Annotated in this window: 24 protein-coding genes; 14 read left to right on the forward strand and 10 right to left on the reverse strand. The window is 72.1% G+C overall.

All coding sequences use genetic code 11. The annotated features are described in order from the left end of the window. Positions 1-212 precede the first annotated feature (212 nt). The 5 genes from ACFV1J_RS37550 to ACFV1J_RS37570 form a co-directional block, all read right to left on the reverse strand. The gene (locus tag ACFV1J_RS37550) at positions 213-1,535 is read right to left on the reverse strand and encodes a diaminopimelate decarboxylase (RefSeq protein ID WP_385865965.1); all 1,323 of its coding nucleotides are present in this window, start codon (positions 1,533-1,535) and stop codon (positions 213-215) included. 140 nt (positions 1,536-1,675) lie between these two features. After that, positions 1,676-2,641: an ABC transporter permease gene (locus ACFV1J_RS37555; RefSeq protein ID WP_385865967.1), complete on the reverse strand. Its 966-nt coding sequence runs from the start codon at positions 2,639-2,641 to the stop codon at positions 1,676-1,678. A gap of 39 nt (positions 2,642-2,680) precedes the next feature. Further along, positions 2,681-3,646 carry an ABC transporter ATP-binding protein gene (locus tag ACFV1J_RS37560; RefSeq protein WP_385865968.1) on the reverse strand — a complete coding sequence of 322 codons (966 nt, stop codon included), beginning with the start codon at positions 3,644-3,646 and terminating at the stop codon, positions 2,681-2,683. Beyond that, complete coding sequence (locus ACFV1J_RS37565) at positions 3,643-4,032, reverse strand: transcriptional regulator (RefSeq protein ID WP_385865970.1); 390 nt, start codon at positions 4,030-4,032, stop codon at positions 3,643-3,645. Before ACFV1J_RS37565 ends, ACFV1J_RS37560 begins: the two co-directional genes overlap by 4 nt. After that, positions 4,029-4,550, reverse strand: a complete 522-nt coding sequence (locus ACFV1J_RS37570; RefSeq protein WP_385865972.1) for a hypothetical protein — start codon at positions 4,548-4,550, stop codon at positions 4,029-4,031. Before ACFV1J_RS37570 ends, ACFV1J_RS37565 begins: the two co-directional genes overlap by 4 nt. Positions 4,551-4,764: 214 nt before the next feature. Between ACFV1J_RS37570 and hutU the strand changes: the two genes are divergently transcribed. The 4 genes from hutU to hutI are packed head-to-tail and all read left to right on the forward strand — an operon-like array spanning position 4,765 to position 10,212. Beyond that, on the forward strand, positions 4,765-6,429 hold the full coding sequence (gene hutU, locus ACFV1J_RS37575; RefSeq protein ID WP_385865974.1) for a urocanate hydratase: 1,665 nt from the start codon (positions 4,765-4,767) through the stop codon (positions 6,427-6,429). A 17-nt stretch (positions 6,430-6,446) separates the two neighbouring features. Then, complete coding sequence (locus tag ACFV1J_RS37580; RefSeq protein ID WP_385866003.1) at positions 6,447-7,664, forward strand: allantoate amidohydrolase; 1,218 nt, start codon at positions 6,447-6,449, stop codon at positions 7,662-7,664. Then, entirely contained in the window at positions 7,655-9,013 is a 1,359-nt protein-coding gene (locus tag ACFV1J_RS37585) for a formimidoylglutamate deiminase (protein ID WP_385865976.1), read from the forward strand. The genes ACFV1J_RS37580 and ACFV1J_RS37585 overlap by 10 nt, the downstream gene beginning before the upstream one ends. A gap of 17 nt (positions 9,014-9,030) precedes the next feature. Next, the gene (hutI, locus tag ACFV1J_RS37590) at positions 9,031-10,212 is read left to right on the forward strand and encodes an imidazolonepropionase (RefSeq protein ID WP_385865977.1); all 1,182 of its coding nucleotides are present in this window, start codon (positions 9,031-9,033) and stop codon (positions 10,210-10,212) included. 188 nt (positions 10,213-10,400) lie between these two features. Here hutI and ACFV1J_RS37595 read toward each other — a convergent pair whose 3' ends face one another. Continuing rightward, a complete protein-coding gene (locus ACFV1J_RS37595) occupies positions 10,401-11,339 on the reverse strand; it encodes an RNA polymerase sigma factor SigF (protein ID WP_385866005.1) in 939 nt (312 codons plus the stop codon). A gap of 261 nt (positions 11,340-11,600) precedes the next feature. Between ACFV1J_RS37595 and ACFV1J_RS37600 the strand changes: the two genes are divergently transcribed. The 5 genes from ACFV1J_RS37600 (at position 11,601) to ACFV1J_RS37620 (ending at position 17,119) form a co-directional block, all read left to right on the forward strand. Continuing rightward, complete coding sequence (locus ACFV1J_RS37600) at positions 11,601-11,969, forward strand: STAS domain-containing protein (RefSeq protein WP_030416081.1); 369 nt, start codon at positions 11,601-11,603, stop codon at positions 11,967-11,969. A 173-nt stretch (positions 11,970-12,142) separates the two neighbouring features. Beyond that, a complete protein-coding gene (locus tag ACFV1J_RS37605) occupies positions 12,143-12,646 on the forward strand; it encodes an ATP-binding protein (RefSeq protein ID WP_385865980.1) in 504 nt (167 codons plus the stop codon). Positions 12,647-12,900: 254 nt separating this feature from the next. After that, positions 12,901-13,611, forward strand: a complete 711-nt coding sequence (locus tag ACFV1J_RS37610) for an LPXTG cell wall anchor domain-containing protein (protein WP_385865982.1) — start codon at positions 12,901-12,903, stop codon at positions 13,609-13,611. A 1,022-nt stretch (positions 13,612-14,633) separates the two neighbouring features. Continuing rightward, positions 14,634-15,674, forward strand: a complete 1,041-nt coding sequence (locus ACFV1J_RS37615; RefSeq protein WP_385866007.1) for a hypothetical protein — start codon at positions 14,634-14,636, stop codon at positions 15,672-15,674. Further along, entirely contained in the window at positions 15,674-17,119 is a 1,446-nt protein-coding gene (locus ACFV1J_RS37620) for a hypothetical protein (RefSeq protein WP_385865984.1), read from the forward strand. The genes ACFV1J_RS37615 and ACFV1J_RS37620 overlap by 1 nt, the downstream gene beginning before the upstream one ends. Positions 17,120-17,201: 82 nt before the next feature. Here the strand turns inward: ACFV1J_RS37620 and ACFV1J_RS37625 are convergent, their stop codons facing one another. Further along, on the reverse strand, positions 17,202-18,707 hold the full coding sequence (locus ACFV1J_RS37625; RefSeq protein ID WP_385865986.1) for a peptide MFS transporter: 1,506 nt from the start codon (positions 18,705-18,707) through the stop codon (positions 17,202-17,204). A 521-nt stretch (positions 18,708-19,228) separates the two neighbouring features. Between ACFV1J_RS37625 and ACFV1J_RS37630 the strand changes: the two genes are divergently transcribed. Continuing rightward, positions 19,229-19,909, forward strand: coding sequence for a response regulator transcription factor (locus ACFV1J_RS37630; protein WP_030416075.1), 681 nt, complete (start codon positions 19,229-19,231; stop codon positions 19,907-19,909). Positions 19,910-19,915: 6 nt separating this feature from the next. Continuing rightward, positions 19,916-21,163: an ATP-binding protein gene (locus tag ACFV1J_RS37635; protein WP_385865989.1), complete on the forward strand. Its 1,248-nt coding sequence runs from the start codon at positions 19,916-19,918 to the stop codon at positions 21,161-21,163. 33 nt (positions 21,164-21,196) lie between these two features. Here the strand turns inward: ACFV1J_RS37635 and ACFV1J_RS37640 are convergent, their stop codons facing one another. Together ACFV1J_RS37640 and ACFV1J_RS37645 are read right to left on the reverse strand one after the other, a co-directional pair. Beyond that, complete coding sequence (locus tag ACFV1J_RS37640) at positions 21,197-21,730, reverse strand: GtrA family protein (protein WP_385865991.1); 534 nt, start codon at positions 21,728-21,730, stop codon at positions 21,197-21,199. An 89-nt stretch (positions 21,731-21,819) separates the two neighbouring features. Beyond that, positions 21,820-22,233, reverse strand: a complete 414-nt coding sequence (locus ACFV1J_RS37645; RefSeq protein WP_385865993.1) for a protease inhibitor I42 family protein — start codon at positions 22,231-22,233, stop codon at positions 21,820-21,822. A gap of 178 nt (positions 22,234-22,411) precedes the next feature. On the opposite strand from ACFV1J_RS37645, the gene ACFV1J_RS37650 reads away from it, so the two are divergent. The 3 genes from ACFV1J_RS37650 to ACFV1J_RS37660 are packed head-to-tail and all read left to right on the forward strand — an operon-like array spanning position 22,412 to position 25,271. Continuing rightward, entirely contained in the window at positions 22,412-23,551 is a 1,140-nt protein-coding gene (locus ACFV1J_RS37650) for a 5-(carboxyamino)imidazole ribonucleotide synthase (RefSeq protein WP_385865995.1), read from the forward strand. Further along, the gene (purE, locus tag ACFV1J_RS37655) at positions 23,548-24,087 is read left to right on the forward strand and encodes a 5-(carboxyamino)imidazole ribonucleotide mutase (protein ID WP_385865997.1); all 540 of its coding nucleotides are present in this window, start codon (positions 23,548-23,550) and stop codon (positions 24,085-24,087) included. Before ACFV1J_RS37650 ends, purE begins: the two co-directional genes overlap by 4 nt. Then, entirely contained in the window at positions 24,084-25,271 is a 1,188-nt protein-coding gene (locus ACFV1J_RS37660; RefSeq protein WP_385865999.1) for a dipeptidase, read from the forward strand. Before purE ends, ACFV1J_RS37660 begins: the two co-directional genes overlap by 4 nt. Positions 25,272-25,280: 9 nt before the next feature. Here ACFV1J_RS37660 and ACFV1J_RS37665 read toward each other — a convergent pair whose 3' ends face one another. Beyond that, entirely contained in the window at positions 25,281-25,655 is a 375-nt protein-coding gene (locus ACFV1J_RS37665; protein WP_385866001.1) for a VOC family protein, read from the reverse strand. Positions 25,656-26,048: the final 393 nt, after the last annotated feature.

A 26,048-nucleotide genomic window follows, 5' to 3' on the forward strand; every position in this document is an offset into this window, starting at 1 on the left:
GTGGACGTAAAGCGAAGCAGTCCACGAACAAGGCCCCGGAGGTCCGTCACCGCACCCGATACCACCTAGCCCGCCGCAGGCGCAACGGCGAGACGCCCCGGGGCGGGACGGCAAGGTGCGTGCGGGGCGCCGCAAAGCGCAACGGCGAGCAAGCCCCGCGGCGGGACAGACGGGTACGTGGGAGGCGCCGCAGAGCGGCCAGGTCCGTGGGCTTACAAGCCACTCAGCGAATCCGCATGGTCGCCGCCGCTTTCCGTGGTGAGTTCCGACAGGGTCTGCGGGGTGCGGATGACCGCGAAGCGGACGCCGTCGGGGGTGGCGGTGTAGCCGTAGACGCCGGGGCGGGGCAGCGAGTTGTAGGCGAAGTGCGTGGAGAAGTAGTACGCGCCGGTGTCGAGCAGGGCGGCGTGGTCGCCGGACCGCAGGAGGGGGAGCGGGCGGTTCTCGGCGACCAGGTCGCCGGCGAAGCAGCAGGGGCCGGCGATGTCCTGGGCGACCGGCGCCCCCGTCTTGGGGCGCCCGTCCGCGTCGTAGGCCGCGACCCGGAGCGGCCAGGCCTCGGGGACGAAGACCGTACGGGTGGCGACCTGGGCGCCGGCATGGGTGACCGCGATCGGGCGGCCGCCCGCCGACTTCGCGTACTCGACGCGGGCGAGGACCGTGCCGTGCTTGGCCAGCAGGGAGCGGCCGAACTCGGTGATCAGGCCGTAGCGCCCGGCGAGCAGCCCGGGGACGGCCGAGCGGAGCAGCGCGGCGTACTCGCGGTAGGTGGGGGTGGTGGCGTCGGAGGAGAAGTTGACCGGGAGGCCGCCGCCGATGTCCAGGGTGTCGATCTGCTGCCGGCCGGCCCGTTCGTTGATCTCCTCGGCGAGGTCGAACAGGGTGCGCACCCCGGCACCCATCAGCTCCAGCGGGATGCCCTGTGAACCGACGTGGGCGTGCAGCCGGGTCAGCCACGGACGGTCGAGGCAGGCGCGGACGACCCAGTCGCGGGCGCCCTCGTCGCGGAGCGCGATACCGAATTTCGAGTGGTCGGTGGCCGTACTCATCGCTCCGATGCGGCCGCCGCCGATCTGCGGATTGACCCGCAGGCCGAGGGGCGCGGTGCTCGGCACGGACGACCTCAGGCGGTCGATACGGGCCAGTTCCTCGCGGTTGTCGGCGTTGACGGCGATGCCCAGGGACAGCGCCTCGCGCAGCTCGGCGGGGGTCTTGGCCGGTGAGTCCAGGACCGTGCGGTCGGCCGGTACTCCGGCGGCCCGGGCCAGCGCCAGCTCGCCGGGACTGGCCACCTCGCAGCCGAGCCCCTCCTGCGCCAGCAGCCGCAGCACGGGCACCAGCGAGGCCGCCTTCACCGCGAAGGCGTGCAGCACCGGCGCACCGGGGGCGGCGAACTCCTCGAAGGCGGCGCGGAGTTCGGCCACCGACCGCCGGACGCCTGCGATGTCCAGCAGCCCGGCCACCGGCTCCTCGGGCCCCACCAGCCCCTCGGCAACGGCTGCCTGTACGGCACGGTCTCGGTCCGTGTACGTCATGGGGCCACTCCATCATCGCCCGGGGCCCCCGCGCCATCGCTTACCGGGCGGGGCGGCCCCGGTGGGCGAAGGGGCCCGGCCGGCGCCGTCCCGGGGGTGGACGGGCGCCGGCCGGGCCGGGGCGGACCGGGAAGACCCGGTCAGGCTGCGGGGGCCCCTCCGAGGTTGGCCTTGCGGTGGCGTTCGCCGAGGCGGGAGCCGGACTCGCGGCGGGCCGCACGGCGCAGCAGGGGTACGGCGAGCAGGAAGCCGACCACGACCCAGGCGGTGAGGACCAGGGCGACCGTCGGCAGCTCCCAGGAGCCGGCCGGTTCCGCGGCCCGCGCGACGTCCGGGAGCAGCGCCGAGCGCACGCCCTGGGCCATCCACTTCAGCGGGAAGACCGAGGCGATCTTCTGGACGACCGCGGGCAGCGAGGTGAGCGGGAACATCGCCCCGGACGTCACCAGCAGGCCCATGGCCGGCAGCATGATCAGCGCCAGCGCCTCGCGGGGATTGGGCAGCACGGCACCGATGGCCGCACCGAGCGGCACCACGGCCAGCAGCCCCAGCGCGCTGACCCACAGCAGCGTCAGCCAGTTGTCGACACCGTGCGGCAGCGGCCCGTTCGCCAGCAGCGCGCCGGCGCCCAGCAGGACGACCAGGGTGACCAGCGCCATCGCGACGACCAGCACCGACTTGGCGATGAGGTAGGCCGGTATGCCGCCCGGGGTGGTCCGCAGCCGCAGCAGGGCGCCTTCCTCCCGCTCGGTGACCAGGATCTGCGGGAGGTTCACCAGCCCGATCTGGAAGAGCAGATAGGCGGCGAAGCCGCAGAGCGTCAGATGCGCCATCGGGACATGCGTCCCCGGGACGTTGTCGTCCATGTAGCTCACGACGACCAGCGCGACCACGATGTTGATCAGATGGCCGCTCAGTTCCCTGGGGTTGCGGAGCAGATGCCGTATCTCGATCCCGCCGCGCAGCACGCCGGCCCGCCAGTAGCGCCGGAGGGAACCGGGCCTGCCCCCGGCAGGGCCCCGTCCGCCGTCTCCCACTCCCTTGTCCGCCATGCTGCTTGCCCCGTCCGCGTTCGTCGCTGCCGTCACTGTGTCGACCGCTGTCATGTCGGTCCCCCTTGGTCTGTGGTGCTGTGCGCCCGGCCCTTAGGCGGCGCGGTTCTGCCTGTCGGCGACACCGTCGAAGGCGTCCGTCATCGGTCCGGTCGCGGCCTGGGTCACCTCTTCCTGGTGCACCATCCGCAGATAGGTGTCCTCCAGCGTCGGGCGGCGCACCTCCAGGTCGGCGACCGGGCCGCCGATCTCGCGGTGGAGTTCCCAGACCAGCCGGGACGGGTCCGTGGTGCGCTCCCGACGGGCCGTGCCGTCCGGGGCCGTCCAGCGGACCTCGGCCTGGGCGGCGGCGCTGCGGGCCAGCTCCGCCGGGGTGCCGTAGGCCCGGATCCGGCCGTTGACCAGCATCGCTATCCGGTCGGCCAGCCGCTCGGCCTCCACCAGGTCGTGCGTGGTCAGCAGGATCGTGACGCCCTCGTCGCGGGCCAGCCCCTCGATCAGCTCGTGGAAGTCGCGGCGGGCCTCGGGGTCGAAGCCGGTGGTCGGCTCGTCCAGGAAGACCAGCTCGGGGCGGCCGACCAGGGCGAGCGCCACGTCCACGCGGCGCCGCTGGCCGCCGGAGAGCTGGTCCAGCTGCTTGCCGGACTGACCGGTGAGGCCGACCAGGGCCAGCAGCTCGGCGGGGTCGCGCGGCGCCTGGTGGTACGTGGCGAAGTGCGTCAGCAACTCGCCCACCCGCCAGCGGCGGTGGTCCCGCCAGGACTGCAGGACCAGGCCGATCCGGCCGCGCCAGGCGTCGCCGCCGCGCGCCGGGTCCGTGCCCAGCACCCGGACCGTCCCGGCGGAACGCTCCCGGAAGCCCTCCAGGACCTCGACGGTGGTGCTCTTCCCGGCGCCGTTGGGGCCGAGCAGTGCGAAGACCTCGCCGCGCCGGACGTCCAGGTCGACCCCGTGCAGCACATCGGTGCTGCCGTAGGACATCCGCAGGCCGCTCACCTCGATGACCGGCGGTGCGGCAGGGGCGGTCGGGGACACGGGCGTGCCCTCGGTGGTCGTCATCGGTGTGCCTCCGCGTGCTGTTGCTGAGTGGTCGGGTCCGAGGCCTGCCCCGGATCGGGTGGTGGTGGTGAGGCCGCGGGTGCGGCCGTGGGGCCGGCGCCCTCGACGATCGCCCGGAGCGCGGCCACATGCCCCTCGAAAGCGGTGCGGCCACGGTCCGTCAGCCGTACCTTGGTGCGGCGTTTACGACCGCCGCCCTCCTTGTGGATCTCCAGATATCCGGCCTCCTCCAGGGTGTGCAGCTGCTTGGACAGCGCGGAGTCGCTGAGCGAGAGGCTGTCCCGGATGAAGGAGAAGTCGGCCCATTCCGTCGCGGCGAGCAGGGCGACGACCGACAGCCGGGTGGAGGGATGGATCAGTTCGTCGAAGCCCGATGGAGTGCTCATCGGCCCTCCTCCTCGGGGACGGTTCTCACGGTGTGGTCGTTCAGGCCCCGGCCGCGCAGCGGGCTGACCGCCCAGCGGTTGGCCGGGCCGACGAAGAGCACGAAGACGCCGGCGGAGAGCGTGGCCTGGATCAGGCTGCCGTAGGGCAGCGTCAGCCAGTCGGTCAGGCGCCCGGTGAGGATGATCGTGCCGCCGCTGAGGACAGCGCCCGCGGCGCAGGAGACGACGCTGCGCCAGCCGTACCGCGACCGGTGCAGTCGCATCCGGCTCCGGCGGCTGTAGACGACGGCCAGGGCGACCAGGGCGGCGACATAGGCGCCGAGGAGCACGAAGGAGCCCCACTTCGGGAGGTCGAGCCCCCAGCTGGCGAGGAAGAGCCACATCAGGCCCGCGGTCACGTACGTGCCCCCGCGGTCGGTCTGTGCGCAGCGCTCGACCTCGTCGTACACCCGCTCCTGGGGCACCCGGATGCGCTGGAGATCCTGCCAGGCCCGCTCGGCATCAACCGGTGTCGTCATGTCCTTCGCCTCCCCGTTGGCGTTCCAGACCGGCGGGGCCCGTGCCGGCACCCCACCTCAACTTTCCTACTGGGAAAGCTAACACCGACTTTCCGGCCGGGCAAGTCGAAAAAGCCCGCTGTGGAAAACCTTCACCGCGTCCTGTTGACTAGCGCTATTCATCGACCCCAAGATGTGAATAGCTCAATCCATTCGATGTCAGGAGGCACGGCCCATGTCGGGACCGCGACCCGTGCGGGCACCGCGCGGTACGGAGCTGAGTGCTCGGGGATGGCAGCAGGAAGCCGCGCTGCGCATGCTGCAGAACAACCTCGATCCGGAGGTGGCCGAACACCCGGACCAGCTCGTCGTCTACGGCGGCACCGGCAAGGCCGCCCGTGACTGGCGCTCCTTCGACGCGATGGTGCGCACCCTCACCACGCTCAAGCAGGACGAGACGATGCTCGTCCAGTCCGGCAAGCCGGTCGGCGTCATGCAGACGCACGAGTGGGCGCCGCGGGTGCTCATCGCCAACTCCAACCTCGTCGGCGACTGGGCCAACTGGGAGGAGTTCCGCCGCCTGGAGGCCCTCGGCCTCACCATGTACGGTCAGATGACCGCCGGTTCGTGGATCTACATCGGCACCCAGGGCATCCTCCAGGGCACCTACGAGACGTTCGCCGCCGTCGCGGCGAAGAAGTTCGGCGGCAGCCTCGCCGGGACCATCACCCTCACCGCCGGCCTCGGTGGCATGGGCGGCGCCCAGCCGCTCGCCGTCACCATGAACGACGGCGTCGCCATCTGCATCGACTGCGACCCGCGCGCCATCGAGCGACGCATCGAGCACCGCTACCTGGACGTGAAGGCGGACAGCCTCCAGCACGCCCTCCAGCTCGCCGTCGAGGCCCGCGACCAGCGCAAACCGCTCTCCATCGGCCTGCTGGGCAACGCCGCCGAGCTGCTGCCGCGGATGCTCGCCGAGGGCGCCCCGATCGACATCGTCACCGACCAGACCAGCGCCCACGACCCGCTGGCCTACCTCCCCCTCGGCGTCGACTTCGCCGACATGGCCGCCTACGCCGCCGAGAAGCCCGCCGACTTCACCCAGCGGGCCCGCGAGTCGATGGCCAGGCACGTCGAGGCCATGGTCGGCTTCATGGACGCCGGCGCCGAGGTCTTCGACTACGGCAACTCCATCCGCGGCGAGGCCCAACTCGCCGGCTACGACCGGGCGTTCGCCTTCCCCGGCTTCGTCCCCGCCTACATCCGGCCGCTGTTCGCCGAGGGCAAGGGACCGTTCCGCTGGGCCGCGCTGTCCGGTGACGCCCAGGACATCGCCGCCACCGACAAGGCGATCCTCGACCTCTTCCCGGAGAACGAGTCGCTCGCCCGGTGGATCAAGATGGCCGGCGAGCGGGTCCACTTCCAGGGCCTGCCCGCCCGGATCTGCTGGCTCGGCTACGGCGAACGCGACAAGGCCGGCGAGCGGTTCAACGAGATGGTCGCCGACGGCACCCTGCGCGCCCCGCTGGCCATCGGCCGGGATCACCTCGACTGCGGCTCCGTCGCCTCCCCCTACCGCGAGACCGAGGCCATGAAGGACGGCTCGGACGCGATCGCCGACTGGCCGCTGCTCAACGCCATGGTCAACGTCGCCTCCGGCGCCTCCTGGGTCTCGCTCCACCACGGCGGCGGCGTCGGCATGGGCCGCTCGATCCACGCCGGACAGGTCACCGTCGCCGACGGCACCCCGCTGGCCGGCGAGAAGATCCGCCGGGTCCTCACCAACGACCCCGGCATGGGCGTCATCCGCCACGTCGACGCCGGCTACGAGCGCGCCGACGAGGTGGCCGCCGAGCGCGGCGTCCGCATCCCGATGCGCGAGGGCGAGGGCGCGTGACCGCCTCGTTCCACGAGATGTGGCAGGAGTTGCGGCCGCTCGGCCGCAACTCCGCCACCGGGGGATACCGCCGCTACGCCTGGACCGGCGCGGACGCCGACTGCCGCGCGTGGTTCCGAACGCAGGCCGAGGCCCGCGGGCTCGCCTACGAACTCGACCGCAACGGCAACCAGTGGGCCTGGCTCGGTGCCACCGGCCACCAGGACGTGGCCCCCGGCGATGCCGTCGTCACCGGCTCCCACCTGGACTCCGTGCCGGACGGCGGCGCCTTCGACGGCCCGCTCGGCGTCGTCTCCTCCTTCGCCGCGCTCGACGAACTCCGCAGCCGTGGAGCCGAACCCGCCAAGCCGCTGGCGATCGTCAACTTCGGCGACGAGGAAGGCGCCCGCTTCGGTCTGGCCTGCGTCGGCTCCCGGCTCACCGCCGGCGCCCTGACCCCCGAGGCGGCGCACGAACTCCGCGACGCCGACGGCATCTCGCTGCCGCAGGCCATGGAACGCGCCGGCTACGACCCCGACGCCATCGGCCCGGACCCCGAACGGCTCGCCACGATCGGCGCGTTCGTCGAACTCCACGTCGAGCAGGGCCGCGCCCTGGACCTGTCCGGCGACCCGGTCGGCATCGCCTCCGCCATCTGGCCGCACGGCCGCTGGCGGTTCGACTTCCACGGCGAGGCCAACCACGCCGGCACCACGCGCCTGGAAGACCGGCGCGACCCGATGCTCAGCTACGCCGCGACCGTGCTCGCCGCCCGGGAACAGGCCCGGCTGGCCGGCGCCCTGGCCACCTTCGGGAAGATCAGCGTCGAGCCGAACGGTGTCAACGCCATCCCCTCGCTCGTCCGCGGCTGGCTGGACTCCCGCGCCCCCGACCAGGACACCCTGGACACCGTGATCCACGGCATCGAGCAGGCCGCCGCCGAACGCGCCCAACGAGACGGGATCGACCTGACCGTCGTCCGCGAATCCTTCACCCCGGTCGTGGAGTTCGAGCACGCCCTGCGGGACGAGCTGAGCACCATCCTGGGCAAGACCGCGGAGCGCCCGGTGCCCGTCCTCGGCACCGGCGCGGGCCACGACGCCGGTATTTTGTCCGGAACCGTCCCCACCGCCATGCTGTTCGTACGCAACCCGACCGGGGTGTCCCACTCACCCGCCGAAGCGGCGGAGGAGGACGACTGCGCCGCCGGGGTCCTCGCACTCGCCGACGTACTGGAGGGGCTGGCGTGCCGCTGACCACGCAGGCAACACCGACGACGTACTGGCTCGAACACGCCTGGCTCGGCAGTCACGTCGAGCCGGGCGTGACCCTGGAGACCGCGGACGGCCGGATCACGGCCGTCCGCACCGGGGACGACACCCCACCGCCCGGCGCCACCGTCCTGCGCGGGCTGACCCTCCCCGGCCTCGCCAACGCGCACAGCCACGCCTTCCACCGCGCACTGCGCGGCACCGTCCAGGTCGGCAGCGGCACCTTCTGGACCTGGCGCGAGATCATGTACGCCGTCGCCGACCGGCTCACCCCGGACAGCTACTACGCCCTCGCCCGCGCCGTCTACGCCGAGATGGCGTTGGCCGGCATCACCTGCGTCGGCGAATTCCACTACCTCCACCACGCGCCCGGCGGCACCCGCTACGACGACCCCAACGCGATGGGCCAGGCACTGATCGCGGCCGCCTCGGACGCCGGCATCCGCCTCACCCTGCTCGACACCGCCTACCTCTCGTCCGGCTTCGGCGCCCCGCCCGACCGGCACCAGCTGCGCTTCTCCGACGGCACCGCGGACCGCTGGGCGCAGCGCGCCGACGCGCTCAAGGAGGACCGCGAGCACGTCCGCATCGGCGCCGCCATCCACTCCGTACGCGCCGTGCCCGCAGCGCAGCTCGGCACCGTCGCGGACTGGGCCCGCGAACGGCAGGCCCCCCTGCACGTCCACCTCTCCGAGCAGACCGCCGAGAACGACGCCTGCCGTGACGCCCACGGCCGCACCCCCACCCAACTGCTCGCCGACCACGGTGCGTTGGGCCGGCGCACCACGGCCGTGCACGCCACCCACCTCACCGACCAGGACATCGCGCTGCTGGGCGGCTCGGCCACCGGTGTGTGCATGTGCCCCTCCACCGAGCGTGACCTCGCCGACGGCATCGGCCCGGCCACCCGGCTTCAGGACAGCGGCAGCCCGCTCTCCCTCGGCAGCGACAGCCACGCCGTCATCGACCTGCTCGAAGAGGCCCGCGCCATGGAACTCGACGAGCGGCTGCGCACCCGCACCCGCGGGCACTGGACCGCCGCCGCCCTGCTGCGCGCCGCCACCGCCGACGGCCATGCCGCCCTCGGCTGGGACGACGCCGGAGCCCTGGAGGCCGGCGCGCTCGCCGACCTCACCACGATCGCGCTGGACTCCGTACGCACCGCCGGACCACTGCCCCGGCTGGCCGCCGAAACGGCCGTATTCGCCGCCTCCGCGGCGGACGTGCGACACACCATCGTCGGCGGGCGGCAGATCGTCCGCGACGGTGTGCACACTCTTGTCCCCGACGTGCCCGCAGCCCTCGCAGCATCCATCGCCGCCGTACGCGGCTGAAGGAGAACACCCCCGCGATGACGACGACCTCCGCGCCGACCACCGCCATCACCCACATCGCCCAGCTCGTCACCAACGACCCCTCCCTCGGTGAAGGCCCCCTCGGTCTGATCCAGGACGCCGCGGTCGTCATCGACGGCGACCGCATCGCCTGGGTCGGTGCTTCCAGCAAAGCACCCGCCACTGACAACGTCGTCGACGCCGCCGGCCGGGCCGGTATCCCCGGCTTCGTCGACTCCCACTCCCACCTCGTCTTCGCCGGTGACCGCACCGAGGAGTTCAACGCCCGGATGTCCGGGCGCCCTTACTCCGCCGGCGGCATCCGCACCACCGTCGCCGCCACCCGCGCCGCCACCGACGGGGAACTGGAGGCCAACCTCACCCGCCACCTCGCCGAGGCGCTCCGCCAGGGCACGACCACGTTCGAGACCAAGTCCGGCTACGGCCTGACCGTCGAGGACGAGGCCCGGGCGCTGCGCATCGCCGCCGCGCACACCGACGAGGTCACCTTCCTCGGCGCCCACATCGTCCCGCCCGACCACGCCGACGACCCGGCCGGCTACGTCGACCTGGTCACCGGCCCGATGCTGGACGCCTGCGCCCCGCACGCCCGCTGGATCGACGTCTTCTGCGAGAAGGGCGCCTTCGACGGCGACCAGGCCCGCGCCATCCTCACCGCCGGCAAGGCCCGGGGCCTCGCCCCGCGGGTGCACGCCAACCAGCTCGGCCACGGCCCCGGCGTACAGATCGCGGTCGAGCTCGGCGCCGCCTCCGCCGACCACTGCACCCACCTCAGCCCCGCGGACATCGACGCCCTCGCGCAGTCCGACACCGTCGCCACGCTGCTGCCCGGCGCCGAGTTCTCCACCCGCGCCCAGTGGCCCGACGCCCGTCCGCTGCTCGACGCCGGCGCCACCGTCGCGCTGTCCACCGACTGCAACCCCGGCTCGTCCTTCACCAGTTCCATGCCGTTCTGCATCGCCCTGGCCGTCCGCGACATGGGCATGACCCCCGACGAGGCGGTCTGGTCGGCCACCGCGGGCGGCGCCCGGGCACTGCGCCGCACCGACGTCGGCCGCATCGCTCCGGGGGCCCGAGCCGACCTGGCCCTCCTGGACGCCCCCAGCCATGTCCACCTCGCCTACCGCCCGGGCGTCCCGCTCGTCTCGGCCGTGTGGCACAAGGGAGTTCTGGTCTGACGCACAGCAGGCCACAGCAGGCCACAGCAGGCCACGGCAGGCCGTAGGACCGCACAGCAGGCCGTAGGAGGCCACGGGAGGCGCACGGCCTCCGGACGCGGAGGAGGGCCCGTCCCGGTGATCCGGGGCGGGCCCTCCTTCGCGCGGGCGGTGCCGGCCGCGGGGACCGGCGGGACCGACCGCGGTCCTCACTCCTCGACCATCAGCCCCTTGCGGAGCCGGCCGAGCGTGCGGGAGAGCAGACGGGAGACATGCATCTGGGAGATGCCCAGCTCCTCGCCGATCTCGGACTGCGTCATGTTCGCCACGAAGCGCAGGGACAGGATCTTCCGGTCGCGCGGCGGGAGTTCGGCGATCAGCGGCTTCAACGACTCGACGTACTCGATGCCCACGAGTCCGTTGTCCTCGTAGCCGATCCGGTCCGCCAGCGCGCCTTCGCTGTCGTCCTCCTCGGGCTGGGCGTCCAGCGAGCTCGCGGTGTAGGCGTTGCTCGCGGCCATCCCCTCGACGACCTCGTCCCTGGTGATGCCGAGGCGTTCGGCGAGTTCGTGCACGGTGGGTGCACGGTCCAGCTTCTGGGCGAGTTCGTCGCCGGCCTTGGCGAGGTCCAGGCGCAGTTCCTGCAGACGCCTCGGTACGCGCACCGACCAGCTGGTGTCGCGGAAGAAGCGCTTGATCTCGCCGACGATGGTCGGCATCGCGAACGTCGGGAACTCCACACCGCGGCTGAGTTCGAAGCGGTCTATCGCCTTGATCAGGCCGATCGTGCCGACCTGGACGATGTCCTCCATCGGTTCGCTGCGGGAGCGGAATCGGGAGGCGGCGAACTTCACCAGGGCGAGATTGAGCTCGACCAGGGTGTTGCGGACGTAAGCGAATTCGTGGGTGCCTTCCTCGAGCGATTCGAGCCGCTCGAAGAGGGTCTTGGACAGAGCCCTCGCGTCCACCGGACCCACCTCGTCGAACGGCGGGATCTCGGGCAGATCGTCGATCTCGGAAAAAACTGCCGGATCGGATTCGGCAGGGATCGCCTGGGAAGGGATGTGCCCGGACGGGTCGGACGGGGGTGTCGACGATGCGGACTGCCGGGTGTCGTCGGTACGCAGTTCGTCGAGCCGGGGTGACATGGTCTCCTCCATCGTTCTCGGCATATGGCTGCCGATGCCTCTACGTGAAGCCTTCGGTGTGCGGCGCCTCCAAAGCCGGCCGTTGCGAATGTGTGCTTCTACGCCTACCTGGCTTTGCCGGAAGATGGCAAGTAAGCGTTGTCCGTATATTGGGCAATATGCGGATTGTTCGGCTACCGGCGCGCGTCAGGAAGGCGTAGGGTTCGACGCGCGCAGTCGTAAGCAATCCAGTCGTCTAGACAGCAAAAGGGGTGCGCTCGCATGGACCGCGGGACGGTCGGCAGTGCAAGCCGGGGCCGGCTTCACGTCGAGATCCGCCATCACGGCGCAAGCGCAGTCGTGACGGTCACAGGTGAGCTAGATCACCACACCGCGGACCTGTTGCGGGAATCACTCGAGGGCTGTGTGGACGACGGCTATGCACGTCTGGTGGTCGACTGCTCACAGCTCGAATTCATGGACTCCACGGGCCTCAACGTCCTGCTCGGCGCGCGCCTGAAGGCGGAGGCCGAAGGAGGCGGGGTCCACCTGGCCGGCATGCAGCCGGTGGTCGCCCGGGTATTCGAGATCACCGGTGCCGAGGCAGTCTTCACGGTGCACGATTCCGTCGATGCGGCCCTGGCCGAGTGACCTGACGACGGTGTCCGGAACGATCTGTTCCGGGCGCGTAGTCCGTGTCACAACTTCCGTACCCAAGAAGTGGGTGTTCTCACGGTCCGGTCGGGCAGGAGACATCTGAATCCGTTGCAAGCAGTCCGCTATCTGTTCTCCGTGAATAGGCGAATCGGTGAGGTGAAGCGCTGATGAGCACCACCCGGCCGTACCCGCCGGGCGATCTAGGCCCGGAGCCGGGCGGCGCCGGTGCTTCCGCCGCCGTTCCGTCCGCCGCCATGCCGGCGGGCCAGATCCGCCGGCTGCGCCTGGCGGGCACCCGGGGTGCCGTGGCACGTGGCCGTGACTTCGCCCGGCAGGCCCTGCACGACTGGGGCTGGCTGCCGGCCGCCGGCGCCGACCAGCGGGCCGCCGCCGAGGACGTGCTGCTCGTGGTGTCGGAACTGGTCACCAACGCCTGTCTGCACGCCGAGGGCCCCGAGGAACTGCGGCTGCGCTGCACGTCCAAGGTGCTGCGGCTGGAGGTCACCGACCTCGGCGCGGGCTCACCGGCGCCGCGTAGCCCGCACCGCCCCGGCCGCCCGGGCGGTCACGGCATGTTCATCGTGCAACGGCTCTGCCTGGACTGGGGCGTCGTGCGCAATCCGGACGGCACCGGCAAGACCGTCTGGGCGGAGCTCGCCGCACCGGCCTGACCAAGGCGGCGGCAGGAGAGGAGCGCGGGTCCGTGGATCCGCGCTTTTGCCGTTCCCGGACCCGTGCTTTTGCCGTTCCCGGACCCCGCGGTGCCCGGCCGGGCGGCCGGATGTGCCCGCCGGCGCGGCCCCGGACCGATCGGGGCTGTGCTGTGCCTTCCCTCGGCAAGGTCCCCGGCGTACCTTGAGCGGCCAATCTGATGTGCCGTCAGTAACAGTCGGCGGTGCGCCCATCGGGAGAAGGGGAACGGACAGTGGCCCGCTTCTACGCACAGCACGGCCGGCGACCGCGCCGGGCGGCCGGCCTCGCCGCCGTCGCGGCGCTGACGGCGGGGTCCGCGGTGCTGCTCACCGCGCCGGCCGCCCACGCCGAGGTCGTCGACGTCAACTACCAGTGCAAGACACCGATCGGGAACAAGGGCGCGGTCTCACCGATCGACATCCGGAGCACCCCCAGCGGCGGCGCGTACACACTCGTGATGACCTTCGAGAAGGGGGTCTCCTCCAGCCCCGTCGAGCTGGGCAAGGGCGCCATGAAACCGAGCGCGCTGATCCAGCTGGGCGGCGCGGAGAGCGGTACGGTCCCGGTCACCGGGCCGCCCAACGACCGGGCGATACCGGCCAACACCCCCATCAAGATCAGTGACTTGAGCGGGACGTACACCCCGAAGGCGAGCGGCAAGGTCACCTTCACGGCCGCCACCCTCACCATCAAGGCGCTCGGCACCACCACCACCTGCACCCCCGGCAACCATCCCAAGCCCTCCCTCACCCTCGACGTCAAGGGCTCCGGCGGCAGCGGCGGCGCCGCGGCCACCGGCGGTACGGGCGGCTCCTCCGGCGGACGGCTGCCGCAGACCGGACCGGCCGACTCCGCGGTGGCGCTGGGCACCCTCGGCGGCACGGTGCTGCTGGCCGGCGCGGCCGGGGTGCTCTGGCTGACCCGCCGTCACCAGCGCGCCTGACCGCATCCGGACCGCAGCCTCCGCAGCACCACGTGCAGCCTGTGCACCACGAGTACCACGAGTACCAGGAGCCGCCGATGCCGTTCCGTCCTCGCCCCGCGGTCAGCGGTGCGGTCCTCGCGGCCGCAGCGGTACTGCTGTGCCCCGCCGCCGCCCAGGCCCGCCCCGCCGCACCGGCCGGGCCGGGCTGGTCCGCCGCGCCCGCCGCCGGACCCGGCGCCGCACCGGGCGCGCAGGACCGCCCGTACTTCTACCTGGAGGGCGCGCCGGGCACCGTGCTCACGGACCGGCTCGCCCTCGGCAACCCCACCAGCCGGGCCGTCACCGTACGGCTGCGCGGCACCGGCGGTGGAACGGGCGGCCGCACCGGTTCCTGGCTCCGGTTCGCCGCGCGGCAGGTCACGGTGCCGCCGCGCACCCGGGCGAGCGTCCCGTTCACGGTGACCGTGCCGCGCGACGCGGCACCGGGCGACCACCCCGGCACGATCACGGCGACCGGCGGACCGGCGCGGCACGGCGGGCCCGCGGTGCGCCGCACCGTACCGGTCCATCTGCGGGTGGCCGGCCCGGCGCTGTCCGCGCTGACCGCCGAGGACGTGTCGGTGCACCGGCGGGGGAGTGCGGCGGTCGTCCGGTACACGCTGGTCAACCGCGGGAACACGGTGCTCACCCCGCGGCTCGCGGTACGTGCCGACGGCGTCCTCGGGCCGGTGCTGCGGCGCGCCGCCCGTACCCTGCCGATCACGCTGGAGCCCGGTGAGCGGGCCCGTCTGACGGAGGACTGGCCCGATCCGCCGGCCCTGGACGCGGTGGACCTCCGGCTCACGGTGACCGCGGACGGCGGTGCGCACGACGCCGTCACGGCCACGTACACCGCCCTCCCGTGGGGCGTCGCGGCGGGGGCGGCGCTGGTCCCGGTGGCGGGCGCGGCCGGCCTGCTGACCGTACGGCGGCGACGCCGGCGCCGGCCCGGAGGCGAGCGGGACGACCGGCGGGGCGGGGGCGGCGGCCCCGGTGGCCCGGTGGCCGGGCGGCCCGCCAAGACGGCTGCCCTGCCCACCGCCGTCGCCACGGCCCTCGCCGCCGCCCTCGTCCTGGTCCCGCCGGCGGCCGGCAGTGCCCGCGCCGCGTCGCCGGCCGAGGCACCCGGTGGCCACCCCACCGTCCGGCTCTCCGAGAAGGAGGCCGGCAAGGGCGGCACCCTGACCGTGACCGGTCGCGGCTGGCGGCCCAGGGCCCTGCTCACCCTGCTGATCTGCGGACAGAACATGATCGGCGGGACCAATTCCTGCGCCAACGGGGACGGCCGGGCGGTCACCACCGACCCGGACGGCACCTTCCGCCGGCGCCTGCCGGTCGCCGAACCGCCCAAGCCCTGCCCCTGCGTGGTGCACGTGGCGACGGTGACGGGGGCGGCGGCCGCCGCGGACGCCGCGTTCAAGGTGGCGGGCCATCCGGTGGCGCCGCTGCCGAGGGAGCGCACCGGCGGCCGGCTGGCGGTGCTGTCCCCGCCGCGGCTGGCCGGCAGCAGCGGACTGCTCACCTGGTTCGGCGCCCCGCCGCAGCGTGAACTGACCGTCACGGTCGGCAATCTGGGCTCCGCCCCGGCCCGTGACCCGGTCTTCCAGGTCGGCACCTCGCACGGCGTCTTCGCCCCCCGGTGGGAGGAGCAGCAGTGGCGGGGGACCGTACCGCCCGGCAAGAAAGCGCAGGTCAGGCTGCCGGTCGAGCTGGCGGCCGGGGCCCACGGGGACTATCTGGTCTCCCTCAAATACGGCGGCAAGGTACTGGCCGAGCAGCCCTGGGGCGTCGGCCGGCCCTGGGGCGTGACGCTCTTCTGGGTGCTGCTGTGCGTCGTGGTCCCGACGGCCGTGTTCCGTATCGGCATGGCAGTCGTGGACCGGGTACGCCCGCACCGCCCGGCGGGCCACGCCCGCCCCCGCTTCCGCACCCGTCGCACCACGCCGGCCGGCGACTCCGCCGCGCTGCCGTGGTTCACCCCGGACACCGCACCGTCCACCACCACATCCACCGAACGACCGACGTCGAAAGGTTCTGCGTGATGAGGCAACGGAGGAGAGCCGCGGTGGCCTCGGTGGCCGCGCTGGCGCTCGCGGGAGCGGGCATCATGACCGCGGCCGGTGCCGCCGCGGCCGCTGAGGTCTCGTACAAGACCGAGTGTCTGCCGCCGCCGATATCGGGGCTGCCACCGATCGAGGGCACCACGAAGGTGGACGTCGGCGCGCCCGCCACGGCCAAGGTCGGGGACGAGATCGAGGTGGTCTGGAAGACCGTCGAGGGCGCGTCCAAGAACCCCGACATCCTCGATCTGGGCAAGGACACGGTCCAGCCCACCGGCACGATCAAGGTGGCCGGGGCGCAGAGCGGGGACCTGGCCATGAAGGGGCCGCGGCAGAACCCGCCGATTCCCAAGGGCAGTCCGATGAAGCTGTCCGACATGACGGGCAGGCTCAAGCTGACCAAGCCCGGTGAGGTCACGCTGACCCCCGGCTTCTACAACATCAACGTCAACCGGCCGATCTCCACGGACACCAAGTGCTCGCCCAAGGAGGAGGTGAAGCCCGCGGTGACGATCAAGGTCACCGACGGCGGGGGCTCCAACGGCGGGACGACCGGCGGCAGCACGGGTGGCACGACGGGCGGCTCCACCGGCGGGACGACCTCCGGCACTTCTGGGGGAAGCACCGGCGGGAGCACCACGGGCGGCAGCAGCGGCGGCGCCACGGACGGCGGCGCCACGGGAGGTTCGAGCGCCGGTGGTTCGACCGGCGGCTCCGGCGGCGACCCCGACGGCACCGCGTACAAGGGCAAGGAGGTCCTGGTCCCCTACGCCTGCAAGACGCCCATCGGCGACAAGAAGGCGACCTCGCCGGTGCAGATCAACGCCGTGAAGAAGGGCGGCGGTTACGACCTGACGGTGCAGTTCAAGAAGTCCGTGATGACCAGCCCGGCGGACATCCCCAAGGACTCCGTCAAGCCGTCGATGGACGTCAAGGTGGGCGGCGCGGACAAGGGAACGGTCAAGGTGGCGGGGCCGACCAACCCCGAGCCCATCAAGTCCGGCGATCCGATCGAGATCCCCGATCTGAAGGGCACCTACAAGCCGGGCGCCACCGGCAAGGCCACGCTGACCCCGGGCGTGCTCACCGTCAACGCCCTGGGCACGACCACGACCTGCACCCCGGAGAAGGACCCGGGGGCCTCGCTCACCCTCGACACCGCGGCCCAGCCGGGCGGCACCTCCGGCGGTGCGTCGAGCGGCTCCACGGGCGGGACCACCGCGTCCGGCGGCGGCACGGCGTCCGGTGGTAGCGCGACCGGATCGGCCGGCGGCTCGGGCAGCAGCGGCAGCGGCGGCGAGCTGGCCCACACCGGCACCGGCGGACGGGGCGCGCTGACCGCGCTCGGCCTGCTCGCCGGCACGGCCGTCCTGCTGGGCGGCGCGGCGTTCACGTTCCTGCCGCGGCGCCGGACCCGGCTCCGCTGATCCGGCGGGTCCACCGCACGACGAAGGGGGCGTCGCACCGTCGGTGCGACGCCCCCTTACCGCCGTCCGGGGCCGGCAGGCGTCAGTTGACGCCGCCCATCAGCTGCTTGACCCGCTTGCGGGACATCCAGATGCCGACGCCGGCGACGACCGCGAGGGCGGCCTCGACGGCGACCGAACCGGTGGTGTTCAGGTCGACGTTCAGCTGCGGCGAGGTCAGCAGACCCGCCACGGAGTCACCGGCGGTGACCGCCAGGAACCAGACACCCATCATCTGGGAGCCGTACTTGGCGGGCGCCATCTTCGTGGTGACCGACAGGCCGACCGGGGAGAGGCAGAGCTCACCGATGGTCTGGATGAAGTAGATCGCCACCAGCCACATCGGGCTGACCTTGCCGCCGTTGGCCGCGGTGTCCAGCAGCGGGAAGAGGAACACCGCGAACGAGATGCCGATCAGCGACAGGCTGGACGCGAACTTGACGGCGGTGCTCGGCTCCTTGCCGCGCTTGTTCAGCCACAGCCACCCGGAAGCGACCACCGGGGCGAGCGCCATGATGAAGACCGGGTTCAGCGACTGGTACCAGGACGTCGGGAAGTGGAAGCCCAGCAGGTCGTTGGTGGTCGAGTTCTCACCGAAGATCGACAGCGTCGAGCCGTTCTGGTCGTAGATCATCCAGAAGACGGCGGCGACCACGAAGAACCAGATGTAGCCGGAGAGCTTGGACTGCTCCAGCTCCGAGAGCTCCTTGTCGCGCTTCATGCGGAACAGCACGGCGATCGGGATGATCAGGCCGGCGATGGTGATCGGCATCAGCGCCCAGTCGGCGAAGTTACCGCTCACCCCGAGCAGGGTGTAGAAGACCGCCGCGACGGCCAGCCAGATCAGGCCCTTGCGCAGGACGGACGTCTTCTCCTGGGGCGTCGCGGGCTGCGCGACGACATCGCTCTCGGCGCTCAGGTGGCGGGTGCCGAGCAGGAACTGGGCGAGGCCCAGGGCCATGCCGACCGCGGCGAGCGTGAAGCCGAAGTGCCAGTTGACGCTCTCACCGACGGTGCCGATGGTCAGCGGGGCCAGGAAGGCACCGAGGTTGATGCCGATGTAGAAGAGCGTGAAGCCACCGTCACGGCGCGGGTCCTGCGGGCCGTCATAGAGGTGGCCGACCATCGTGGAGATGTTCGCCTTCAGCAGGCCGGAGCCGAGCGCCACCAGGATCAGACCGGCGAAGAAGGTCGCCGCGGTGGGCAGCGCGAGCGTGATGTGACCCGCGATGACGACGCACGCTCCGATGGCGACCGTCTTGCGCGGCCCCCAGAAGCGGTCGGCCACCCAGCCGCCCGGCATGGCGAGCAGGTAGACCATCGCCATGTACACGGAGTAGATCGCCGTCGCCGTCGTGGCCTGCATGTGCATGCCGCCGGGGGCGATCAGGTACAGCGGGAGTAGGGCCTTCATGCCGTAGAAGCTGAAGCGCTCCCACATCTCGGTCATGAAGAGCGTGGCCAGTCCGCGGGGGTGGCCGAAGAAGGTCTTGCCGCCGTTCGCAGGGGTTTCCTGCTTGGCGGCGCCCTTCGTCAGGCTGGACGCCATGGGGGTTCCTTGCTGCTCGGGACGCGTGCGTCAGGCCGGGGCGCGCCCGGTGGGGGATGACCGAGACCGGTGCGGACCAGCCCGCCCCCAACGCCCGGGGGTTCGGTGCGCGCGCCTTCATCGGGGCGGCACCGGCAGGACGGTCCGAACCGGGATCCCCGCCCCCCGTGCTGCTCGCGCGGTGGACCCGGTCGACAGGTCAATCACTGTGTACCAGGGCTGGTGGTACCAGCCCCGCACACAACAGGGACCGGTGACGTCAGTTGAGCGTCACGGTCCCGGTGGTTGTGCGTCGGACGTTGTATTCACCATACGACTCGATCCGCCCCCAAGGGGGCTCCTGAGACAACGCTCACACTGACGTGGGGAACCGTGTGCGCCCCTCCGGGCGACCGCGCGCGCCCGTCCCGAGCGCCCGTCCCGCGCGGGCGCGCCGCGGGCCACGCTGCAGGAACGGTCCGCCGTCGGCCATCCGTGCTGGTCCGCCCCTCGGGCCGGATACATCGGACTACCATCGGCCCATGACCCGTGTACTGCTCGCCGAGGATGACGCGTCCATCTCGGAGCCGCTCGCCCGCGCCCTGCGCCGCGAGGGTTACGAAGTCGAGGTGCGCGAGGACGGACCGACGGCGCTCGACGCCGGTATCCAGGGCAACATCGACCTCGTCGTCCTGGACCTGGGGCTGCCCGGCATGGACGGCCTGGAGGTCGCCCGCCGGCTGCGCAACGAAGGCCATTCCTTCCCCATCCTGGTGCTGACCGCCCGCGCCGACGAGGTGGACACCGTCGTGGGCCTGGACGCCGGCGCCGACGACTACGTCACCAAGCCCTTCCGGCTCGCCGAACTCCTCGCCCGGGTACGGGCCCTGCTCCGCCGCGGCTCCACCGCCGAGCCCCAGCAGCCGCCGGCCACCCACGGCGTCCGCATCGACGTCGAATCGCACCGCGCCTGGATGGGCGAGGAGGAACTCCAGCTCACGGCGAAGGAGTTCGACCTGCTGCGGGTCCTGGTACGGGACGCCGGCCGGGTCGTCACCCGCGACCAGCTCATGCGCGAGGTCTGGGACACCACCTGGTGGTCGTCCACGAAGACGCTGGACATGCACATCTCCTGGCTCCGCAAGAAGCTCGGGGACGATGCCGCCAACCCCCGCTACATCGCCACCGTCCGCGGTGTCGGATTCCGCTTCGAAAAGAGCTAAGGGCCCGTGCGCCGCCGCCTGATCAACTCCACGCTCGCCGTCGTCCTCGTCGTGATCGCCGTCTTCGGCGTCTCCCTCGTGATCGTCGAGACCCGGACGATCCAGGCCGGCGCGCAGGAGAGCGTGGCGTCCGAGGCGGTCCGGCTGGTCGGGATAGTGGAGAGCCGGCTCGGCGGCGGGGAGAAGATCACCCCCGACGTCCTCTCCGAGCAGATCACCGCCAAGCGGCACGCCGAGATCAAGGTGCCCGGCAAACCGCCGATCGAGATCGGGCAGCGCCCCGCCGGCGACGTCATCCAGTCGACGGTGCGCGGCGACCGCGGCGAATCCGTCACGGTCCAGGAGTCCCGGTCCACGATCAGTTCGGAGATCGGCCGGACGCTGCTGGTCATCCTGGCCGTCGCGCTGCTGGCGATCCTGGCGGCCGTCGTGCTGGCGATCCGCCAGGCCCGCCGGCTGACCGCGCCGCTGACCGACCTCGCCGAGACCGCCGAGCGGCTCGGCTCCGGCGACCCCCGCCCGCGCCACCGCCGCTACGGCGTGCAGGAGCTGGACCGGGTCGCCGACGTGCTCGACGCCAGCGCCGAGCGGATCGCCCGGATGCTGACCGCCGAGCGACGGCTGGCCGCGGACGCCTCGCACCAGCTGCGGACGCCGCTGACCGCGCTGTCGATGCGGCTGGAGGAGATCACCCTCACCGACGACCCGGACACCGTGAAGGAAGAGGCCACCATCGCACTGGCCCAGGTGGAACGGCTGACCGACGTCGTACAGCGGCTGCTGACCAACTCCCGTGACCCGCGCAGCGGCTCCGCGGTCGCCTTCGACCTGGACGAGGTCGTCAAGCAGCAGATCGAGGAGTGGCGGCCGGCCTACCGCAGCGCGGGACGGGCCATCGTCCGCTCCGGCAAGAAGGGCCTGCGGGCCGTCGGCACACCGGGCGCGGTCGCCCAGGTGCTGGCCACGCTGATCGAGAACTCGCTGATGCACGGCGACGGCACGGTCGCGCTGCGTACCCGCGTCACCGGCAACCAGGCCGTCGTCGAGGTCACCGACGCCGGGCCCGGGGTGCCGGCCGACCTCGGCTCGCGGGTCTTCGAACGGACCGTCTCCGGCCGCAACTCCACCGGCCTGGGGCTGGCCGTCGCACGGGACCTTGCGGAGGCGGACGGCGGGCGGCTGGAGCTGCTGCAGCAGCATCCGCCGGTCTTCGCGCTGTTCCTGGCCCGGGAGGCCGAGCCCGTCGAGGAGTGAGGCGTAACGGGCGCTGCGGGCGCCGCCGCGGGGCTACTTGCGGGAGGCGGGCCGCCGGACGTGCGGGGTGCCGCGGTGCGGGTCGTGCGCCCCGTCGGCGAGGAAGGACTCGGCCGTCTCTATCGCCGTGCGGGCCGGCAGCGTACGGAAGACCCAGGTGCGGTACGACCAGAAGCGGAAGAGCGTGGCGAGCCCGATGCCGAGGAACTTGAAGACGTTGTTCTCCAGCGCGGTGTCCCAGTGGAAGCCGTACGTCGCGATGTAGAGCAGGCCGTTCTCGATGACCAGGCCGACCGCGCTGAACAGCAGGAAGAGCGTCAGCTCCTTCGTGCGGCCCTGCTTGTCGCGGTCCCGGTAGGTGAAGTACCGGTAGCCGAGGTAGTTGGTGCCGGTCGCCACGACCGTCGCGATGATGCTCGCCCGCACCACGGGCACCTCGGTCAGGTGCCGTACGAGGTTGAAGACCACGAAGTTGACGACGACGCCCGCGCCCCCGACGGCCCCGAACTTCACCACTTCACGGGTGAGCGCCTCCAGCCTCGACCGCAGTGCGCTCCGTTCACTCATGGTGCTCGTTCAGCTCCCCGTAGTGGGCGGTGTGCGCGGCCGTCAACTCTGGTCCGCACCCTCATGCTAACCACGCCCGCCGGAAGCGCTCAGCCGACCGTGACGCGGAAGTTGAGGGTGCGGGCGCCCGGCTCGTCGGCCGCGCCCGCGGAGCAGCGCCGACAGCGCACCAGGCGTAAGTCGGTACGGCCCGGGCGGACCGCCTCGAAGTCGAGGTAGCGGGCCGGGCCGGCGCTGCCCTGGGCCGCGCGGTCGCCGGTGGCCCGCAGGACGGCCGGGTCGGGCCGGGGTTCGGCGACGATCCAGCGGAAGCCGCCGGGGTCGTCGGCGAGCTTCAGGCTGAACCGGTCGCCGGCGGACACCGCGATCTCGGTGTCGTCCGGGCCGTAGACCTTCGGCGCGGACAGTTGGCTGAAAACGGAGTGCAGGGCGATCAGCAGCGCGGCGATCGCGATGACGACCACCAGCGTCCTGGCGCCCCTGGATATGTCGCTGTTCTCCATCCGGCCTCCCCTTCGCCGGGCCCGGGCCGGGCACCGGGCGCACCCCGGTACCGGCTGCCCCGGCCCGAGACTAACGGCCCGTGGTGATCTTCCACCGGCGATCTTCGAACGTGCGAACTCGGAGGATCATCCAAGGCCGGGTCAGGCGGAACGTCGGCTTACGGATACCCTGGGGGGCGTGACGTTCCCGGTAGTCGGCATGGTCGGCGGCGGTCAGCTCGCCCGAATGACCCACGAGGCGGGTATCCCCCTCGGCATCAAGTTCAAGCTCCTCAGTGACACTCCGCAGGATTCGGCGGCCCAGGTGGTCAGCGATGTCGTCATCGGCGACTACCGCGATCTGGCCACCCTGCGCGCCTTCGCGCGCGGCTGTGACGTGATCACCTTCGATCACGAGCACGTTCCCACCGAACACTTGCGGGCCCTGGAGGCCGACGGCATCCCCGTCCGCCCCGGTCCCGACGCGCTGGTGCACGCCCAGGACAAGGGCGTGATGCGGGCGAAACTGGACGCGATCGGTGCGCCCTGCCCGCGCCACCGCATCGTGACGGACCCCGAGGACGTGGTGCGGTTCGCGGAGGAGGGCGACGGCTTTCCCGTGGTGCTGAAGACCGTCCGCGGGGGCTATGACGGCAAGGGCGTCTGGGTCGTACGATCCTCCAAGGAGGCCGCCGAGCCGTTCCGTGCCGGGGTGCCCGTCCTTGCGGAGGAAAAGGTCGATTTCGCCCGCGAACTCGCGGCCAACATCGTCCGCTCCCCGCACGGCCAGGCCGTCGCCTACCCCGTCGTGGAGTCCATCCAGGTCGACGGCGTCTGCGACACGGTGATCGCCCCGGCGCCCGACCTCGACCCCGAGCTGGCCGGCCAGGCACAGGAACTCGCGCTGCGGATCGGCAAGGAACTCGGCGTCGTCGGCCACCTCGCCGTCGAACTCTTCGAGACCGCCGACGGCCGGATCCTCGTCAACGAGCTCGCCATGCGCCCGCACAACTCCGGCCACTGGACCCAGGACGGCGCGATCACCTCGCAGTTCGCCAACCACGTCCGTGCCGTGCTCGACCTCCCGCTCGGCGACCCGCGCCCGCGCGCCCGCTGGACGGTGATGGCCAACGTCCTCGGCGGCGACTACCCCGACATGTACTACGCGTATCTGCATTGCATGGCGCGGGACCCGCAGCTGAAGATCCATATGTACGGCAAGGACGTGAAGCCCGGCCGTAAGGTCGGACACGTCAACACCTACGGCGACGACCTGGCGGATGTGCGCGAGCGCGCCGCACACGCCGCCGGCTACCTGCGAGGAACGATCACCGAATGAGTTCTCCTGCGACCCCCCTCGTCGGCATCGTCATGGGCTCCGACTCCGACTGGCCCGTCATGGAGGCCGCCGCCCAGGCCCTCACCGAGTTCGAGGTCCCGCACGAGGTCGACGTCGTCTCGGCGCACCGCATGCCCCGCGAGATGATCGCGTACGGCGAGGAAGCGGCCGACCGCGGCCTGAAGGTGATCATCGCCGGCGCCGGCGGCGCGGCCCACCTCCCCGGAATGCTCGCCTCGGTCACCCCGCTGCCCGTCATCGGCGTCCCCGTCCCGCTCAAGTACCTGGACGGGATGGACTCCCTGCTCTCCATCGTGCAGATGCCCGCCGGCGTGCCGGTCGCCACCGTCTCCGTCGGCGGGGCCCGCAACGCCGGACTGCTCGCCGCCCGGATGCTCGCCGCGCACGACCCCGAACTCCTCGGCCGGATGCGGGAGTTCCAGCAGGAGCTGAACGAACAGGCCACCGAGAAGGGCCGCCGGCTGCGCAACAAGGTCGCCACCCCGGGCGGCTTCGGGTTCGGGGGCGCCAAGTGAGCTCCTCCCGGGACACCGCCCGGGATCTGCTCACCCGCTGGCCCGTCGTCGACGGCCACAACGACCTGCCGTGGGCGCTGCGCGAGCAGGTCCGCTACGACCTCGACCGGCGCGACCTCGCCACCGACCAGTCCGCCACCCTGCACACCGACCTGCCGCGACTGCGGGCCGGCGGCGTCGGCGCGCAGTTCTGGTCGGTCTACGTACGCGCCGACTACGCGGGCGACACCGCGGTCAGCGCCACCCTCGAACAGGTCGACGCGGTACGGCAGTTGGTCGCCCGCTACCCCGACGCGCTGCGCCTGGCGCACACCGCCGACGACATGGAGGCGGCCCGCGCCGAGTGCCGGATCGCCTCCCTGATGGGCGCCGAGGGCGGCCACTCCATCAACAACTCGCTCGCCACCCTGCGCACCCTGCACCAGCTGGGCGTGCGCTATATGACCCTCACCCACAACGACACCATCGACTGGGCGGATTCGGCGACCGACGAGCCGCGCCACAACGGCCTGACCGCCTTCGGCGAGGAGGTCGTCCGGGAGATGAACCGCTGCGGGATGCTGGTGGACCTCTCGCACGTCTCCGCGGACACCATGCGCGACGCCCTGAGGGTCAGCACCGCGCCGGTGATCTTCTCGCACTCCTCCGCGCGGGCCGTCTGCGACCACCCGCGCAACGTCCCCGACGACGTACTGGCCCAACTGCCCGCCAACGGCGGCATCGCGATGGTCACCTTCGTGCCGAAGTTCGTGCTCCCCGAGGCGGTGGAGTGGACCCGGCTGGCCGACGAGAACATGCGCGCCCACGGCCTGCACCACCTCGACACCACGGAGGAGGGCATGGCCGTCCACCGCGCCTTCGAGGCCGACAACCCGCGGCCGAAGGCCACCGCCGCCACCGTCGCCGACCACCTCGACCACATGCGCGAGGTCGCCGGCGTCGACCACATCGGCATCGGCGGCGACTTCGACGGCACCGCCTTCACCCCCGAGGACCTGGCGGACGTCGCGGGCTACCCGAACCTGATCGCCGAACTGCTGGACCGCAACTGGTCCGAGGCCGACCTGGCCAAGCTGACCTGGCAGAACGCGGTCCGTACGCTGCGCGCCGCGGAGGACGTGGCGCGCGCCGAACGGCAGCGGCGCGGCCCGTCCCACGCGACGATCGATCAACTCGACGGCTGACCACGGCCGTTACTTGAGGCAGAGGCAGAAGGGGTGCCCGGCGGGGTCGAGATAGACCCGGAAGTCGCGCACCCCTTCGTCGTGCTGTACGAGCTTCGCGCCCAGCCCGAGGACCTTGCGCTCGGCCTCGTCGATGTCCGCCCGGGCCACATCGAAGTCCAGGTGCAGCTGCTGCGGAACGTCCTGGCCCGGCCACTGCGGCGGCCGGTAGCCGCTCTCCACCCGCTGGAAGGCCAGCGTCCGGCCGTTGGGCCCGGCGACCTCGATCCAGTCGTCGTCATCGCCCCCCGTCACCCGCCAGTCGAGCACCTGCGCATAGAACTCCGCGAGCGCGGCGTGGTCGGGACAGTCCAACACGGTGACACCAAAACGGATCAGACTCATCCCCTCACGATAGTCCGCTCCGCGGTGCGCCGTACGTACCCGTCTGTCCCGCCGTGGGGGTTTCTCACCGTTGCGCTTTGCGGCGCCCCGCACGTACCTGTCTGCGGCGCCGCGGGGCGTCTCGCCGTTGCGCGCTTGGCGGCGCCCCCGTACGTACCTGTCTGCGGCGCCGCGGGTCGTCTGGCCGTTGCGCCTGCGGCGGGCTGGGTGTTTTTGGGTGCGGTGACGGTCCTCCGGGGCCTTGTTCGTGGACTGCTTCGCTTTACGTCCACGAACAAGGCCCCTCCGGCCCGTCCCCTCCCGTTGGGGGGAAGTAAAGGCCGGTGGGGGTGGACGTCGAGGGTCCCTTAAGGGCGGGGCCGAACAGATCCCGTAAGGGATACGAGCACCCCT

Source organism: Streptomyces sp. NPDC059649, from assembly GCF_042734445.1.
Lineage (GTDB): Bacteria > Actinomycetota > Actinomycetes > Streptomycetales > Streptomycetaceae > Streptomyces.